At 66.2% G+C, this 16,246-nt stretch carries 12 protein-coding genes and 1 pseudogene; 2 read left to right on the top strand and 11 right to left on the bottom strand.

All coding sequences use genetic code 11. From position 1 onward, the window contains the following. Positions 1 to 18 precede the first annotated feature (18 nt). A pseudogene (locus ACWPN8_RS17680) lies at positions 19 to 486 on the top strand ((5-formylfuran-3-yl)methyl phosphate synthase); the annotation flags it as partial. Positions 487 to 590: 104 nt separating this feature from the next. On the opposite strand, the gene fdhF reads toward ACWPN8_RS17680, so the two are convergent. From fdhF to ACWPN8_RS17630, 10 genes are all read right to left on the bottom strand, one after another. Further along, the gene (fdhF, locus tag ACWPN8_RS17675; RefSeq protein WP_492241650.1) at positions 591 to 3,362 is read right to left on the bottom strand and encodes a formate dehydrogenase subunit alpha; all 2,772 of its coding nucleotides are present in this window, start codon (positions 3,360 to 3,362) and stop codon (positions 591 to 593) included. 10 nt (positions 3,363 to 3,372) lie between these two features. Continuing rightward, the gene (locus ACWPN8_RS17670; protein WP_492241649.1) at positions 3,373 to 5,160 is read right to left on the bottom strand and encodes an NAD(P)H-dependent oxidoreductase subunit E; all 1,788 of its coding nucleotides are present in this window, start codon (positions 5,158 to 5,160) and stop codon (positions 3,373 to 3,375) included. Between the two features lie 336 nt (positions 5,161 to 5,496). Then, a complete protein-coding gene (gene fba / locus ACWPN8_RS17665) occupies positions 5,497 to 6,588 on the bottom strand; it encodes a class II fructose-bisphosphate aldolase (protein WP_492241648.1) in 1,092 nt (363 codons plus the stop codon). A gap of 16 nt (positions 6,589 to 6,604) precedes the next feature. Beyond that, complete coding sequence (tkt, locus tag ACWPN8_RS17660; RefSeq protein WP_492241647.1) at positions 6,605 to 8,671, bottom strand: transketolase; 2,067 nt, start codon at positions 8,669 to 8,671, stop codon at positions 6,605 to 6,607. A gap of 53 nt (positions 8,672 to 8,724) precedes the next feature. Further along, positions 8,725 to 9,600, bottom strand: coding sequence for a phosphoribulokinase (locus ACWPN8_RS17655; RefSeq protein WP_492241646.1), 876 nt, complete (start codon positions 9,598 to 9,600; stop codon positions 8,725 to 8,727). A 13-nt stretch (positions 9,601 to 9,613) separates the two neighbouring features. Further along, on the bottom strand, positions 9,614 to 10,726 hold the full coding sequence (locus tag ACWPN8_RS17650; RefSeq protein WP_492241645.1) for a class 1 fructose-bisphosphatase: 1,113 nt from the start codon (positions 10,724 to 10,726) through the stop codon (positions 9,614 to 9,616). A gap of 46 nt (positions 10,727 to 10,772) precedes the next feature. Continuing rightward, complete coding sequence (gene cbbX, locus ACWPN8_RS17645) at positions 10,773 to 11,693, bottom strand: CbbX protein (protein WP_492241644.1); 921 nt, start codon at positions 11,691 to 11,693, stop codon at positions 10,773 to 10,775. After that, on the bottom strand, positions 11,690 to 12,412 hold the full coding sequence (gene rpe, locus ACWPN8_RS17640; protein ID WP_109450871.1) for a ribulose-phosphate 3-epimerase: 723 nt from the start codon (positions 12,410 to 12,412) through the stop codon (positions 11,690 to 11,692). The genes cbbX and rpe overlap by 4 nt, the downstream gene beginning before the upstream one ends. Then, a complete protein-coding gene (locus ACWPN8_RS17635) occupies positions 12,402 to 12,842 on the bottom strand; it encodes a ribulose bisphosphate carboxylase small subunit (RefSeq protein ID WP_492241643.1) in 441 nt (146 codons plus the stop codon). Before ACWPN8_RS17635 ends, rpe begins: the two co-directional genes overlap by 11 nt. A gap of 13 nt (positions 12,843 to 12,855) precedes the next feature. Continuing rightward, positions 12,856 to 14,352, bottom strand: a complete 1,497-nt coding sequence (locus tag ACWPN8_RS17630) for a form I ribulose bisphosphate carboxylase large subunit (protein ID WP_492241642.1) — start codon at positions 14,350 to 14,352, stop codon at positions 12,856 to 12,858. Between the two features lie 123 nt (positions 14,353 to 14,475). Between ACWPN8_RS17630 and ACWPN8_RS17625 the strand changes: the two genes are divergently transcribed. Continuing rightward, a complete protein-coding gene (locus tag ACWPN8_RS17625; protein WP_492241641.1) occupies positions 14,476 to 15,423 on the top strand; it encodes a LysR family transcriptional regulator in 948 nt (315 codons plus the stop codon). 9 nt (positions 15,424 to 15,432) lie between these two features. Here the strand turns inward: ACWPN8_RS17625 and ACWPN8_RS17620 are convergent, their stop codons facing one another. Then, complete coding sequence (locus ACWPN8_RS17620) at positions 15,433 to 16,200, bottom strand: DeoR/GlpR family DNA-binding transcription regulator (RefSeq protein ID WP_109450878.1); 768 nt, start codon at positions 16,198 to 16,200, stop codon at positions 15,433 to 15,435. Between the last annotated feature and the right edge of the window lie 46 nt (positions 16,201 to 16,246).

Here is a 16,246-nt window from a genome sequence, read left to right as displayed (position 1 = left end):
GGGCGCTCGGCGCCTGGGATGCCGTGGACATCGCCGCGGCGGTGCGGGATTCTGGCAAATCTACCGGGATGGCCGAAGTTGAGCGCCACCGTCGGCGACCACCCAATGCGGCCCGACGCCTTGGTGCCGGCGGTGCGCCGGGTCGCCGCCACCGGCGTCGATTTCGTCAAGATCGGCTTCCCGCCCGAGGGAGCGCCCGAGAAATGCATCGACGCGCTCGCCCCGCTGGCGGCGGAGGGGACGGCCCTGATCGCCGTGCTGTTCGCCGATCTGTGGCCAAGCGATCCCTGCTGCCTGCCCATCGACAGGCTCGCCGCCGCCGGCTTTCGCGGCGCGATGCTGGACACGGCGGGCAAGCGCCACGGCCTGCGCCATCATTGGCAGGACGCGCAGTTGAGTGCCTTCATATCCTGCACGAAAGCACACCGCCTGCTGACCGGGCTGGCCGGGTCGCTGCGGGTTGCAGACATCCCGGCCCTGACCGCCCTGTCGCCCGATTACCTCGGCTTCCGCGGCGCTCTGCGACGGGGAGCGCACCGCCAGCATCGACCCGCAAGCGGTATCGCGGGTCGCCGCCGCCATGGCCCGTTCTACTCCGCCGCCTCGGCCATCTGCGCCTTCTCGATCTTGATCGCGCAGTATTTGAACTCCGGGATCTTGCCGAAAGGATCGAGCTGCGGGTTGGTCAGCACATTCGCCGCCGCTTCCGCGTAGGCGAAGGGGATGAAGACCAGCCCCACCGGCATGCGGTCGTCGATACGCGCCTTCAGGCGGATCGTGCCACGACGGCTCGACACCAGCATGTAGTCGCCGGTCCTCATCCCGGCGCGGGTGAGGTCATGCGGGGAGACATAGGCGACCGCCTCCGGCTCCACCGCATCCAGCACGCTGGACCGGCGTGTCATCGACCCGGTGTGCCAATGCTCCAACTGGCGACCGGTGGTGAGCACCAGCGGGTAGTCGAGGTCGGGCGTCTCCGCCGGGTTGATCGGCCGCGCCGGCACGAAACGCCCGCGGCCCGTCTTCGTCGGGAAGCCGTTGCCAAAGACGATGTCGTGGCCGGGCTGGTCCGGACCGTCGACCGGATAGGTGACGGAGCCTTCGCGCTCGACCCGCTCCCAGCTGATGTTGGCGAGCGATGGCATCGCACCGACCATCTCGGCGAACACCTCCGACACGTGGGTATAGGTCCAGTTCAGGCCCAGCCCGCGCGCCATGTCCTGGATGATCCACAGATCCTGGCGCGCTTCGCCCGGCAGCGGCACCGCCGCACGGCCCATCTGAACCTGACGGTTGGTGTTGATGACGGTGCCGTCCTTCTCCGGCCAGGCCGATGCCGGCAGAACCACGTCGGCGTATTTGGCCGTCTCGGTCAGGAAGATGTCCTGCACAACCAGATGGTCGAGCATCGCCAGCGCCTCGCGGGCGTGGGTCACGTCCGGATCGGACATCGCCGGATTCTCGCCCTCGATATAGAGACCGTTGATGCGGCCGTCATGGATGGCGTCCATGATCTCGACCACCGTCAGGCCGCGCTTGCCGTCCAGCTTGGTCCCCCAATAATTTTCGTAGAAGGACTGGACCTCCGGATCCTCGACCGACTTGTAGTCGGGGTAGAACATCGGGATCAGGCCGGCGTCGGACGCGCCCTGGACGTTGTTCTGGCCGCGCAGCGGATGCAGGCCGGTGCCGGGACGGCCGATCTGCCCGGTGACCAGCGACAGCGCGATCAGGCAGCGGCTGTTGTCTGTGCCGTGGATGTGCTGCGACACGCCCATGCCCCAGAAGATGATCGACGCCTTGGACCGTGCGAACAGTCGGGCCACCGTGCGCAGGGTGGCGGCCGGGATGCCGCAAACCTTCTCCATCTCCTCCGGCGGATAGTCCTTCACCGTCTCGGCCAGCGCCTCGAAATCCTCGGTATTGGCCTGGACATACTGGCGGTCGTACAGCCCCTCCGCGATGATGGTGTGGAGGATGGCGTTCAGCATCGACACGTCGCGGCCCGGCGTGAACTGCAGCATGTGCGTGGCATGGCGCGCCATGGCGAGACCGCGCGGGTCCATGACGATCAGCTTGGCGCCGCGCTCCGCCGCGTTCTTGAAGAAGGTGGCGGCGACGGGGTGGTTCTCCGTCGGGTTGGCGCCGATGATGACGATGACCTCGGCATCCTCCGCCGCCATGAAGGGCGCCGACACTGCCCCCGACCCGACGCCCTCGATCAGCGCCGCGACCGACGAGGCATGACAGAGCCGCGTGCAATGATCGACATTGTTGGTGCCGAAGCCGGTGCGGACCAGCTTCTGGAACAGATAGGCCTCCTCGTTCGAGCCCTTGGCCGATCCGAAACCGGCCAGCGCGTTGCCGCCACGCTCGTCGCGGATCTTGCGCAGGCCGCCGGCGGCCACCGCCAGCGCCTCGTCCCAGCTCGCTTCGCGGAAATGGGTGAAGGGGTTCATCGGGTCGATGTCGACGTCGTACTTCGACACGCCCTCCTTGCGGATCAGCGGCACGGTCAGTCGGTCGCCGTGATGGGCGTAATCGAAACCGAAACGGCCCTTGACGCACAGGCGGTTCTGGTTCGACGGACCGTCCTTGCCGTCGACGGCGACGATCTTGTTGTCTTTGATCTTGTAGGTCAGCTGGCAGCCGACACCGCAGTACGGGCAGACGGAGTTGACTTCACGGTCTGGTGCGTTGGCGTAGACGCCCTTCTCGTCCACCAGGGTCGCCGGCATCAGCGCACCGGTCGGGCAGGCCTGCACACACTCGCCGCAGGCGACGCAGGTGGACTGGCCCATCGGGTCGTCGAAATCGAAGACGATCTTTTCCAGATGCCCGCGCGCCGCCATGCCGATGACGTCGTTGACCTGCACCTCGCGGCAGGCGCGGACGCACAGGTTGCAGTGGATGCAGGCGTCGAGCTGGACTGCCATCGCCGGATGCGACATGTCGTCGGTCTTGGTCGGCCGGTCCACGGCGGGAAAGCGGCTGCCGGCGATCTCGACCTTGTCGGCCCAGTTCCAGAAGGTGGAGTTGGGATCATGCGCGGTCTCCCGCTCCGGCTGGTCGGCCAGCAGCAGTTCGAAGACCAGCTTGCGCGATGCCTTGGCCCGCTCCGACGCGGTGCGCACGGTCATGCCGGGCTTGGGCTTGCGGATGCAGGAGGCGGCGAGCACGCGCTCCCCCTCGATCTCGACCATGCAGGCGCGGCAGTTGCCGTCCGGGCGGTAGCCCGGTTCCGGCCGGTGGCAGAGATGCGGGATCTCGGTGCCGAGCCGGGTCGCGACCTGCCAGATCGTCTCGCCGTTGCGTGCCTCGACCTCGGTGCCGTCCAGGGTGAACGTGATGCCGTTGGACATGTCGGTCTCCTTACCCCTGCGATCCGGTTGCGCCCTGGGCCGCACCTTGTGCCCTGCCCTGGCGCGACACGAAGTCGTCGCGGAAATGCTTCATCACCAGCTTGATCGGATTCATCGCCGCCTGACCCAGGCCACAGATCGAGGCATCGCCCATGACGGTGGCGAGGGCCGTCAGCAGTTCCTCGTCCCATTCCGGTTCGCCGATCAGGCGCACCGCCTTCTCGGTGCCGACCCGGCAAGGGGTGCATTGGCCGCAGCTCTCATCCTCGAAGAATTTCAGCAGGTTGAGCGCCACGTCTCGCATGTTGTCCTTGTCGGACAGCACGACGACGGCGGCTGAACCAATGAAGGAGCCGTGCGCCTCCAGCGTGCCGAAATCGAGCGGAATGTTCGCCATCGACGCCGGCAGGATGCCGCCCGACGGACCGCCGGGCAGGTATCCCTTCAGCGTGTGGCCGTCGGCCATGCCGCCGCAATACTGGTCGATCAGCTCCTGCAAGGTGATGCCGGCCGGGGCCAGCTTTACCCCCGGTTCCTTGACCCGGCCGGAGACCGAGAAGGTGCGCAGCCCCTTGCGGCCGTTCAGGCCATGGCTGGCGAACCAGGAACCGCCCTTCTCCAGGATCTCGCGGACCCAGAACACCGTCTCGATGTTGTTGATCAGCGTCGGGCGGCCGAACAGGCCGACCACCGATGGGAAGGGCGGCTTGTGCCGGGGCAGCCCGCGCTTGCCTTCGATGCTTTCCAGCATCGCCGACTCCTCGCCGCAGATGTAGGCGCCGGCACCGCGACGGAGATGGATGCGGGTGTGGCGGGCGAAACCGGCGGCCTCGACCTTCGGGATTTCGCGCAGCAGGATTTCCCGGCATTGCGGGTATTCGTCGCGCAGATAGATGTAGACGTCCGTCGCCTCGACCGTCCAGGCGCCGATCAGCATCCCTTCCAGGAAGCGGTGCGGATCGCGCTCCAGATGGAAGCGGTCCTTGAAGGTGCCGGGCTCGCCCTCGTCACCGTTGATCGCCATCATGCGCGGTCCCGGCTCCGCGCGGACATAGCGCCATTTCAGGCCGGTGGGAAAACCGGCGCCGCCCAGGCCGCGGATGCTGGAATCCTCCAGCCCCTTCAGCACGGCATCGACGTCGCGCGCACCGTTCAGGCATTCGGCCAGCATCTTGTAGCCGCCGCCGCGGATGTAGTCGTCGAAGCCCAGATAGTCGGGAATGTCCGGGTGGATATGGCCATGGGCCACGGCATCGAGCACGCTGTCGACCGTCGCGTTCTCGTGCGGGGCATGACCGATCGCCACGACGGGGGCATTGTTGCAGCCGCCCATGCAGGGTGCGCGCACGACGCGGACCTCGCGCTCGTCGACACCGGCCTTCAGCGCCTCGTGCAACTGCTCGGCCCCGGCCAGCGCGCAGCTCAGGGAGTCGCAGACACGGATGGTCAGTTTCGGCGGAGCCGGCTCTCCGTCCATCACGATGTCGAAATGGGCGTAGAAGGACGCCACTTCGAACACTTCGACCAGCGCCAGCTTCATCTCTTTCGCCAAGGCGGCGAGATGACGGGCATGCAGGCAGCCGTAATGGTCCTGAAGCAGGTGGAGATGCTCGATCAGCAGATCCGGCTGACGGGACCGGTCGCCGAGAAGCGCCCGTATCTCGTCAAGGCTGAGGGGATCGACCTGACGGCCCTTCTGCTGGTCGCGCGTCTTGCGGCGGCCGGAGCCGGGATGGATGCTGCGGGCGGGAACGCCGCCGGGCGGCGTCGCGCTGATGATCGGAGGGAATGCGGTCACGACGGTTCTGGCCTCTGCTGGGTGGTCCGCGCTTCTGGTTGTCGCGATCCCAAGTTCCTGGCGTTTCGTATACCAGATGCCACGTTAACCGATATTTTGCTGAATGTCAGCATTCTAAATTACTTCCGGCTTTGGCCGGATGGGAATGTCGGATGGGCTGTTGGCGTAAGTCGATATTGCTGCGGACAACAACCACAAGCACGTCCGAACGTTCGATAAGGTAGTGAACCGGGGAGCGCCGCAGAGCCGCGCTGACGCAAAACGCCCCCAACCGCCAAGCAAGCGGTTGAGGGCGTGACCGAGATGCGGGGCCCCGTCGATTCAGCGCCGCCTCCGTCAGTGCGGCGCCATCACCGTCGACGTCCGACGATCCATCGCCGCGAACTCCGATGCCGCGGCGTGGGCGGCCATCCGCTCCAACGGAAGCGGAACGATCCGCTCCGCGTATCCGGCGGATCCGAAGGCTTGGAACCGTTCGCGGCAGAGGCCGCGGGCGGCCCTGGTGGCCTCGGCTAGGAAGCGGCGCGGATCGAATTCCTCCGGTCGCGTCATCAACGCGCGACGCAGGCTGCCGCTCATGGCGAGGCGGATGTCGGTGTCGATGTTGACCTTGCGCACGCCATTGCGGATGCCCTCGCGGATCTCCTCCACCGGGACGCCGTAGGTCTCGCGAATGCGACCGCCATGGGTGCGGATGATCTCCAGCCACTCCTGCGGCACGCTGGATGACCCATGCATCACCAGATGGGTGTCGGGGATGCGCTCATGGATGGCGCGGATGCGTTGGATCGCCAGCACCTCGCCATCCGGGCGGCGGCTGAACTTGTAGGCGCCGTGGCTGGTGCCGATGGCAATGGCGAGCGCGTCCACGCCCGTGCGCGCCACGAAATCGGCCGCCTGCTCCGGATCGGTCAGAAGCTGGTCTCGCGACAGCGTGCCGGCAGCACCGGAACCGTCCTCCTCCCCCGCCTGGCCGGTCTCCAGCGAACCGAGGCAGCCCAGTTCGCCCTCCACTGAAACGCCGACGGCGTGCGCCTGCTCCACCACCCGCCGGGTGACGCGGATGTTGTAGTCGTAGCCGGCCGGTGTCTTCATGTCGTCCAGCAACGAGCCGTCCATCATCACGCTGGTGAAGCCGGAACGGATGGCCTGCTGGCAGACCGCCGGACTGGCGCCATGGTCCTGATGCAGGCAGACGGGAATGTGCGGCCACATCTCTGCCGCCGCCTGCACCATATGTCGTAGGAACGGCTCGCCGGCATATTTGCGCGCTCCGGCCGAGGCCTGGAGGATCACCGGGCTGGCGCAATCCTCCGCCGCCTGCATGATCGCCTGGATCTGTTCCATGTTGTTGATGTTGAAGGCCGGCACGCCATAGCCATGCTCGGCCGCATGGTCGAGGAGCTGCCGAAGGGAGATCAGGGCCATCGGAGAGGTCTCCGGTTCAGGACAGGGGGACGCAAAGGCGTTGTGCGCGGTTGGCCACCGCGTCGGCCGTGATGCCGAAATGGCGGTAGAGGTCAGCGGCGGGAGCGGACTCGCCGTAACGGTCAAGGCCCACCACGTCGCCGGCGAGCCCGACGGTGGCACGCCACAGCCCGGTTGCCCCGGCCTCCACCGCCAAGCGGGGAATGCCGTCGGGCAGTACGGCGCGGCGCCATGACGAATCCTGCCGGTCGAACAGCTCGCAACAAGGCATGGAGACGACGCGGGCGGCGATGCCCTGCTTCGCGAGCAGCAACCGAGCCTCCATGGCGATGGACACCTCCGATCCGGTGGCGATCAACACCACATCGGGCCGCCCATCGTCGGCCAGCACATAGCCGCCATGGGCCGTGTCACGGGCGCGGTCAGTGCCGACGCGCCCCGTTCCCTGGGCCGGCAGGTTCTGTCGCGACAACAGCAGCGCGGTCGGCCCATGCGACCGCTCCACCGCAGCGCGCCAAGCGACGGCGGTCTCCAGGGCATCGCACGGGCGCCAGACGTCGAGGTTCGGGATCAGACGCAGGCTGGCGGCATGCTCGACCGGCTGATGGGTCGGACCGTCTTCGCCCAGGCCGATGCCGTCATGGGTGAAGACGTGGACCACGCGCAGTCCCATCAGCGCCGACAGGCGCAGGCCGTTGCGGGCATAGTCGGAAAAGGCCAGGAAGGTGCCGCCGAAGGGCAGAAAGCCGCCATGCAGCGCCAGGCCGTTCATCACGGCCGCCATCGCGAATTCCCGCACGCCGTAATGAAGGTGGCGCCCGCCGCTCCCCCGCCAGTCGGTGAGGGTGGAGCCGGTCAGGTCCGCCGATCCGCCCAGCAATTCCGGCAGCAGGCCCGCCAACGCACCGATCGCCTGCTGTGACGCCTTGCGCGTTGCCATCGCCTCCGCCCGCGCGGCGACGGCGCCGATCCAGGCATCGGCCGAACTGGCGAAGTTCTCCGGCAGGTCGCCGCGCATCCGCCGCAGGAACTCCGCCGCAGCCTGCGGATGGGCGTCGGCATAGGCGTCGAACCGGGCCTGCCAGTCGGCCTGCGCCGCGGCACCGCGCCGCCGGGCGTCCCAGCCGGCGCGCATCTCCTCCGCCATCTCGAAGGGCGGGGCGGTCCATCCGAGCGCGGCCCTGGTCGCGACGACATCCGCCGAGCCCAGCGGTGTGCCATGCGCCTCGGCCGAACCGGCCCGGTTGGGAGAGCCGTGACCGATCACCGTCCGGCAGCAGATCAGAGTCGGCTTGCCGCAGGGGGTCAGCGCCTCGTCGATGGCGGCGTCGAGCGCGTAGGCGTCGTGGCCATCGACATGCCGGATCACCCGCCAGCCATAGGCCTCGAACCGTTGCGGTGTGTCGTCGGTGAACCAGCCGGCGACGGGACCATCGATAGAAATGCCGTTGTCGTCATAGAAGACCACCAGCTTTTCCAAACCCAGCGTGCCTGCCAGCGAGCAGGCCTCGTGGCTGATCCCTTCCATCAGGCAACCGTCGCCGACGAAGCAGAAGGTCCGGTGATCGACGATCCGGTACCCCGGCCTGTTGAACTCCGCCCCCAGCAGCCGTTCGCCAAGTGCCATGCCGATGGCATTGGCGAGCCCCTGCCCCAGCGGCCCGGTGGTCGTCTCCACCCCCGGTGTGATGCCATATTCCGGATGGCCCGGCGTGCGGGAACCGAGCTGCCGGAAGCGCCGCAGTTCCTCCATCGGCAGGTCGTAGCCGGTCAGGTGCAGAAGGGCGTAGAGCAGCATGGAGCCGTGCCCGTTCGACAGCACGAAGCGGTCGCGGTCAGGCCAGCCGGGGTCGCTCGGATTGTGGCGCAGATGGCGTCGCCACAATGCCTCGGCGATGTCGGCCATTCCCATCGGCATGCCGGGATGGCCGGAATTCGCAGCCTCCACGGCATCGATGGCGAGAATACGCAATGCGTTCGCCAACTGGCGGCGTCCGGAGCCGTGGTCGGGAGTATCGTCGGGCAACTCAGTCGGCGAACCGGCAAGCCGGTCCTGTTCGCGGACCTCAATGGTCGCGCTCATCGATGCGCTCATCTCCGGTATCCTCCCCGATGGGTGTCTTTCCGGCGCCCCGCTCAGAACGCCTTCTTCTTGCGGTCGGCGAGTTGCCAGATCATGGGCGTGAAGATCAGTTGCATCGCCAGTGCCATCTTGTCGCCCGGGCAAACGATTGTGTTGGGCCGGGTCATGAAGCTGTCCTTCAGCATGGACAGCAGATAAGGGAAGTCGATGCCCTTCGGCCGGGTGAAGCGGATGACCAGCATGCTCTCGTCGGAGGTCGGAATGTCGCGGGCGATGAAGGGATTGCTGGTGTCCACCGTCGGCACGCGCTGGAAATTCACGTCGGTGCTGCTGAACTGCGGGCAGATGTATTTCACGTAATCGGGCATGCGCCGCAGAATGGTGTCGACGATGGCCTCCTCCGAATAGCCGCGCATGTTGCGGTCGCGGTGGATCTTCTGGATCCATTCGAGGTTCACGATGGGAACGACGCCGATCTTCAGGTCGGCATGACGGGCGATATCGACACGGTCGGTGCGCACGCAACCGTGCAGCCCCTCGTAGAACAGCAGGTCGGTGCCGGGTTCGATTTCCTCCCACGGGGTGAAGGTGCCGGGTTCCTGGCCACAGGGCCCGGCCTCCTTGGAGTCATGCAGATACCGGCGGGTCCGGCCGCCGCCGGTCTCCCCATAGCTGCGGAACAGATCGTCCAGTTCCTCGAACAGGTTGGCGTCGGGGCCGAAATGGCTGAAGGTCGAATGGGGCTCCTCCTGCGCTTCGGCGACCTTGGCGCGCATTTCCCGCCGGTCGTAGCGGTGAAAGCTGTCGCCCTCGACGATGGCGGCGGCGATGCCCTCCCTGCGGAAGATCTGCTGGAAGGTGCGGGTGACGGTGGTCGTTCCGGCGCCGGAGGAACCGGTGACGACGATGATCGGATGACGGGCCGACATGGTGTGTTCTCCCTCAGCCGAGTGCCGCGGTTTCGGAGGCGAGGAAAAGCGATCGGCTGCCGAACAGCGGGGCGTGGAAGGCCAGTTCCTCCCCGCGGTCATAGGCGGCGTGGTAGGCGACCAGCCGTTCCACCTCCGCCTTCGATCCCAGGATGACCGGCACGCGCTGGTGCAGGGCCATCGGCTTGATGTCGAGGATGCGCTGACGCCCGGTGCTGGCCGCTCCGCCCGCCTGCTCCACCAGCATGGCGATGGGGTTGGCCTCGTAAAGAAGGCGCAGCCTGCCAGGCTTGTGGGTCGGTCTGGCGTCGCGCGGGTAGAGGAAGACGCCGCCGCGGATCAGGATGCGGTAGACCTCAGCCACCAGGGACGCGATCCAGCGCATGTTGAAATCCGCCTCGCGCGGACCGGAACTGCCCTTGATGCATTCCTCCACATACTGGCGCACCGGCGGCTCCCAGAAGCGGGCATTGGAGCTGTTGATTGCGAACTCGCAGACATGATCGGGGATGCGCATGTCCGGGTGGGTCAGAGTGTAGGCGCCGATCTCGCGGTCGAGCGTGAAGCCGTGCACTCCCTCGCCAAAGGTGGCGATGATCATGTCGGCCGGTCCGTAGAGTGCAAAGCCGGCCGCCACCTGTTGCGTGCCGGGCTGCAGGAAATGCTCCACTTCCGGCTCATCCACACCGTTGGGCGCCTTGAGGATGGAAAAGATGGTGCCGACGGTCAGGTTGACGTCGACGTTCGACGAACCGTCCAGCGGATCGAAGGCCAGCAGATAGCGGCCGCGCGGATATTCGCGGGGGATACGGTAGGGCTCCTCCATTTCCTCCGACGCCATGCCGCAGAGCTTGCCGCCATATTCGCAGGTGCGCAGCATGATCTCGTTGGCGACCAGGTCGAGCGGCTTCTGCGTCTCGCCATGAACGTTGACACCGGGTTCGGAAGCCGGACCTGCCGGCTGGCCGGCGGAGGGAGCCAGCGATCCGCGGGCGGCGGCGCTGGCGATGAACTTGCACGCGGTCTGCACGTCGTTGAGCAGAGCCGTCAGATCGGTGTCGGCCCCGCCGCGGCGACGTTGGTCCTCGATGATGAATTTGCTGAAGGTGGTGTGACGGTGCGGCATCGGTTCCCCCTCTCTCGGTGTTATGTGCGGCCGGCTTGCTGTCGGCCTATTGTGTGAAGACGCGGCTTTGGCGGATGTCCTCCTCGGCGATGGTCAGCAGGTCGGTGGCGGCGATGGCACTGCCGCGCGCTTCGAACAGGCGGTTGGCCTGCCGCAGGCGGGCGCGATCCAGCGCGTTGCGGATGGAACGGGCGTTGGCGAATCGAGGCTGGGCCATGCGGCGCAGGATGTAGTCGGCCATCGCCCGCTCGGCCTCCGGCGCCAAGCGGTACTGCATGCCCGCCGTCATCAGCCGGGCGATCTCCAGCAGCTCTTCCGCCTCGTAGTCGGGGAAATCGACATGGTGGGCGATGCGCGATGCCATGCCGGGATTGGAGCGGAAGAAGACCTCCATGCGGTCGCGGTAGCCGGCGAGGATCACCACGAGGTCGTCGCGGTTGTCCTCCATCACCTGAAGCAGGATTTCAATGGCCTCCAGCCCGTAATCGCGCTCATTCTCCGGTCGGTAGAGGTAATAGGCCTCGTCGATGAACAGCACGCCGCCCATGGCGCGCTTCAGCACCTCCTTCGTCTTGGGTGCCGTGTGGCCGATATACTGGCCGACCAGATCGTCACGGGTGACGCCGACCACATGGTCGCGGCGGATGTAGCCCAACCCATGGAGAAGCCCGGCCATGCGCCGCGCCACACTGGTCTTGCCGGTGCCGGGATTGCCGGTGAAGCACATGTGCAGCGACGGCGGCTCCGCCCGAAGCCCGATGCTGCGGCGGGCGCGTTCCACCAGCAGCAGGGCGGCGATCTCGCGGATGCGGGTCTTCACCGGTCTCAGCCCGACAAGGTCGCGATCCATCCCCGCCAGCATTCCGCCGATGCCGGACTCCCGGTAAAGCGCGTCGAGATCGATGGATGGAGCGTCTGACGGCCGGTCACGGGTCTCAAGATCGGGAAGGTCGGCGACCCCGCTCATGCCGCCCTCCATTCCGCTTCAGCCATCAGGGCGGAGCGCATCCGCCCGGCCACGCCGCGATAGCCGCCGTCGGCATCCGCCGCGCCGAAGATGGCGGATCCGGCAACGAAGATATCGGCGCCGGCATCGGCCACGGCACGGATGTTGTCAGGCTTGATGCCGCCGTCCACCTCCAGCCGGATGTCGCGGCCGGTGCGCTCGCGGTGGCGTTCGATCCGGCGGCGGACTTCAGCAATCTTCTCGAATGCGGAGGGGATGAATGGCTGGCCGCCGAAGCCGGGATTGACCGACATGACGAGGATCAGGTCCAGCCGGTCCATCACATGGTCCAGACAGGCCAGAGGCGTGGCCGGGTTCAGCGCCAGTCCGGCACGGCAACCCTCTTCACGGATCAGCGCCAGGGTTCGGTCGGGATGGTCCGATGCCTCGGGATGGATGCTGATGATGTCGGCACCGGCCCTGGCGAACAGCGGCACCAGCGCATCGACCGGGCGCACCATCAGATGGATGTCGAGGATGGCACGGGTGTGCGGACGGATGGCGGCGCAGACCAACGGACCGATGGTCAGGTTGGGGACATAATGATTGTCCATCACGTCGACATGGATGACGTCGCATCCCGCCTCCACCACCCGCTCCACCTCCTCGCCCAGCCGTGCGAAGTCGGCGGAGAGGATCGACGGAGCAAGCAGATATCCGGACCCAAGCTCACGGTCCATGACGGGTCTCCCCGCCATAGCGCTGCCCGGCGGGGCGGCCGGTGGCATAGCTGCGTACCGTGTAGCCGATGCGCCGCCCCGGCCCCTCCGAGCGCAACAGCTCGAAACCGGGTTCCTCCGCCGGGCGGTTGATCAGGAACGACATTCGCACAGTCTCGAAGCCTTGCGAACTATCGAAGGCGAGAACCTTCACATACTGCTCGGGATGCGCGACGCGGCAGGCGTCGATCTCCATCATCACGCCCTTGGCGTCGCGAAGGTCGAACATGGGGTTGCGCCACATCGTCCAATAGCTGTTGCGCGGGTGCGGGTCGTCGGTAAACTCCACCGCCACGGCCCAGCCCTGGTCGAGGGCGTATTGCACCTGTCTGGTGATCTCCTCGTCCGTCAAGTCCGGCAGGAAGGAGAACTGGCCCTGGGTCAGTCGCATGGGAATCGCTCCTTCACATCGCCGCAGTGGGAGTGGGGACGTAATCGACGCTGTCGGTGGAGGCGTAATCGAAGGTCACGTCCTTCCAGGTGTCGAGCGCCGCACGCAGCGGGGCGCACCAGCGGGCGGCCTCGCGCAGAATGCCCGGCCCCTCGTTCCAGAGGTCGCGGCCCTCGTTGCGGGCCTTGACCATCGTCTCCAGAGCGACACGGTTTGCGGTTGCACCGGCCTGAATGCCGTCGGGATGGCCGATGGTGCCGCCGCCGAATTGCAGGATCACATCCTCGCCCAAATAGGTCAGCAGTTGGTGCATCTGCCCGGCATGGATGCCGCCGGACGCCACGGGCATCATCCGTTTCAAACCGGCCCAGGGCTGGTCGAAGAAGATGCCGTGCTGGAGATTCTGCGGGACATGGGCCTCACGGCAGGTGTCGTAGATGCCGCGGATGACATTGGGGTCGCCCTCCAGCTTGCCGACGACGGTGCCGGCATGGATGTGGTCGACGCCGGCCATGCGCATCCATTTGGCAATGACGCGGAAGGACACGCCGTGGTTCTTCTGCCGGGTGTAGGTGGAATGGCCGGCGCGGTGCAGATGCAGGATCATGTCGTTGCGGCGCGCCCATTTCGCCATCGACTGGATCGCGGTGTAGCCGATCACCAGATCGATCATGATGATGACGCTGCCCAGTTCCTTGGCAAACTCGGCGCGCTCGTACATGTCCTCCATGGTGGCGGCGGTGACGTTCAGGTAGGTGCCCTTGATTTCCCCGGTCTCGGCAGTGGCACGGTTCACCCCTTCCATGCAGTAGAGGAAGCGGTCGCGCCAATGCATGAAGGGCTGCGAATTGATGTTCTCGTCGTCCTTGGTGAAGTCGAGCCCCCCCTTCAGCGCCTCGTACACCACCCGGCCGTAGTTGCGGCCGGACAGGCCCAGCTTCGGCTTCATGGTGGCGCCCAGCAGCGGCCGGCCGAAGTTGTTCAGCCTTTCGCGCTCCACCACGATGCCGGTCGCCGGCCCCTGGAAGGTTTTCAGATAGGCGATGGGAATTCGCATATCCTCCAGCCGCAGCCCCTTCAGCGGTTTGAAGCCGAAGACATTGCCGATGATCGATGCGGTGAGGTTGGCGATCGACCCTTCCTCGAACAGGTCGAGTTCATAGGCGATGTAGGCGAAATACTGTCCGGGCGTGCCGGGCACCGGATCGACACGGAAGGCCTTGGCGCGATAGCGCTCGCAGTCGGTCAGGCGGTCGGTCCACACCACGGTCCAGGTGGCGGTGGAGCTTTCGCCGGCGACCGCCGCCGCCGCTTCCTCCGGATCGACGCCATCTTGCGGCGTGATGCGGAAAACGGCCAGAACATCGGTGGCCTTCGGTTCGTAGTCGGGCTCCCAATAGCCCATCTGACGGTATTTCAACACGCCGGACCGGTAGCGGGCCTTGGGGTCGCCAACCACCCTGTCGACTGCCGTCTGATCGGTGGAAAGCGTCGTCGATACGTAATTCATCGCCTTCACCTCGTCGGTGACGTTCGGTTCGTTCGATGAAAACGTTAGCCCTACGTACTATTGAGGAAAATTCAAATATACAGCACAGTATGGTTAGGTATTCCTCGTGAATGGCACCAGCCGATGACCATTCAGCATGCAACGCTGCGCCAGCTCCAGATCTTCACCGCTGCCGCCCGCAGCCTGTCCTTCGCCCGCGTGGCGGAGCGGTTCGGCCTGACGCCCGGCGCCGTCTCGTTCCAGATCAAGCAGGTGGAGGGGCATTGCGGCTTTCCGCTGTTCGAACGGGTTGGCCGGGGCGTCGTCTTGACGGAGGCGGGGCGCGACCTGCTGGAACACGCGACGCTGATCCTCCAGGCTCTGGACAATGCGGACCGGCAAATGCAGGCGCTGAAGGGGGTTACCGGCGGCAACGTCACCATCGGGCTGGTCAGCACCGCCAAATACATCGCGCCGCATATGGTATCCCGCTTCCAGGCGGAGCGGCCGGGCGTCTCCATCCATCTCCAGGATGGCAACCGGCGGGAGGTGAATGCGATGGTGGCGAAGGGCGAGGTCGATCTTGCGATCATGGGCCGACCTTTGGACGCCGACGAATTGCTGGCCGAGCCGTTCGCCCGCCATCCCAGCATCATCATCTGTGCGCCGGGCCATCCGCTGGCCCAGGCCCCGACACTCCGCCTGGCCGACCTGGCCGACAGCGACTTCATCGCGCGGGAGGAGGGGGCCGGCACGCGGGCGCTGACCGATGCCTATTTCCAGGGCCAGGGCTTCTCCCCGCGCATCGTCATGACATCCAGCAGCAACGAGACGATCAAGCAGGCGGTGATGGCAGGAATTGGTGTTGCCCTGCTGTCCCGCCATACGGTGAACCTGGAACTGGCATTGGGCATGCTGCGGGAGCTGAAGGTGGAGGGACTGCCGCTGATGCGGTCCTGGTACATCGCCCATCGCCGCAGCCTGCCGCTGTTGCCGGTGCACGCGCAGTTGCGCAGCTATCTGCTGGAACGCGGGCAGGCGATCATCGACAGCCTTCATGCCGGCCATCGCGCGCTGGCGCCAAGCACCTGAGCCCTGGCCTCAGGCCGGCACGATGCGCACCCCGGCAGCGGCTAACCGTTCCGACCTTGCGGCATCCAATCCGTCGTCGCAGCACAGGAAGTCGAAATTGTCGAGCTTGGCGAAGAAGGCCGGCTTGACCTGGTCGAACTTGCTGCTGTCGATGACCAGCGCCCTGGTCACCGCGTTGGCGATGGCGGTCTGCTTGATCTCCACCTCGTGAAAATTGGAGCAGCTGATCCCCAGCGATTCATGGACGCCGCCGGCCGAGATGAAGGCGGTGTTGATGCCGATGCCGCGCAGCATCTCCAGCGATTCCGGACTGGAGAAGGAGGCCGAGGAGGCGTGGTAAAGGCCGCCCAGCATGACCACGCGCACGCCGGGCTTTTTGCAGACGATTTCCGCGATGTTCATGGCGTAGCAGACCACGGTGATCTGGCTGTCGGCCGGAATGCGGCTGGCGAGATGGGTGGTGGTGGTGCCGCAATCGATGAAGACCGTTTCGCCCGGTTTCAGCAGGCTTGCCGCAGCCTCGCAGGAGGCGCGCTTCATCTCGATATGGGCATCCCGCTCGCGATCGAGGATGTAGCCCATGCCGCCTGCGCTCTCCAGCCCGCCGGCGATATAGCCACCGAGATAGGCGAACCGTCCGGCACAGGACGCGATGTCGCGCCGCACCGTCATTTCCGACACGCCCAGCAACCGCGCCGCATCCTTCAGCCGAAGGTAGCCACCGGCATCCAGGGCGGACTGCAACCTGTTCAGACGCTCGGCCTTTCTCATCGACATGTCCGCATTCCGCACCGTTTCCGCCCTTTTTGACCGCGGCTGCACC

The sequence above is a fragment of the Azospirillum sp. UENF 112521 genome (genome assembly GCF_058780665.1).
The sequence above is the reverse complement of the archived record's forward strand: the minus strand, read 5'-3'. Positions and strand labels throughout refer to the sequence as shown.

Bases quoted from the DNA above. Each gene is read 5' to 3' on its own strand.
- ACWPN8_RS17655 (WP_492241646.1), bottom strand. From the start codon at position 9,600: ATGTCGGCCCGTCATCCGATCATCGTCGTCACCGGTTCCTCCGGCGCC.
- tkt (WP_492241647.1), bottom strand. From the start codon at position 8,671: ATGAGCGCGACCATTGAGGTCCGCGAACAGGACCGGCTTGCCGGTTCG.
- fba (WP_492241648.1), bottom strand. From the start codon at position 6,588: ATGGCCCTGATCTCCCTTCGGCAGCTCCTCGACCATGCGGCCGAGCAT.
- ACWPN8_RS17635 (WP_492241643.1), bottom strand. From the start codon at position 12,842: ATGCGACTGACCCAGGGCCAGTTCTCCTTCCTGCCGGACTTGACGGAC.
- ACWPN8_RS17630 (WP_492241642.1), bottom strand. From the start codon at position 14,352: ATGAATTACGTATCGACGACGCTTTCCACCGATCAGACGGCAGTCGAC.
- ACWPN8_RS17625 (WP_492241641.1), top strand. From the start codon at position 14,476: ATGACCATTCAGCATGCAACGCTGCGCCAGCTCCAGATCTTCACCGCT.
- fdhF (WP_492241650.1), bottom strand. From the start codon at position 3,362: ATGTCCAACGGCATCACGTTCACCCTGGACGGCACCGAGGTCGAGGCA.
- ACWPN8_RS17620 (WP_109450878.1), bottom strand. From the start codon at position 16,200: ATGTCGATGAGAAAGGCCGAGCGTCTGAACAGGTTGCAGTCCGCCCTG.
- cbbX (WP_492241644.1), bottom strand. From the start codon at position 11,693: ATGAGCGGGGTCGCCGACCTTCCCGATCTTGAGACCCGTGACCGGCCG.
- rpe (WP_109450871.1), bottom strand. From the start codon at position 12,412: ATGGACCGTGAGCTTGGGTCCGGATATCTGCTTGCTCCGTCGATCCTC.
- ACWPN8_RS17650 (WP_492241645.1), bottom strand. From the start codon at position 10,726: ATGCCGCACCGTCACACCACCTTCAGCAAATTCATCATCGAGGACCAA.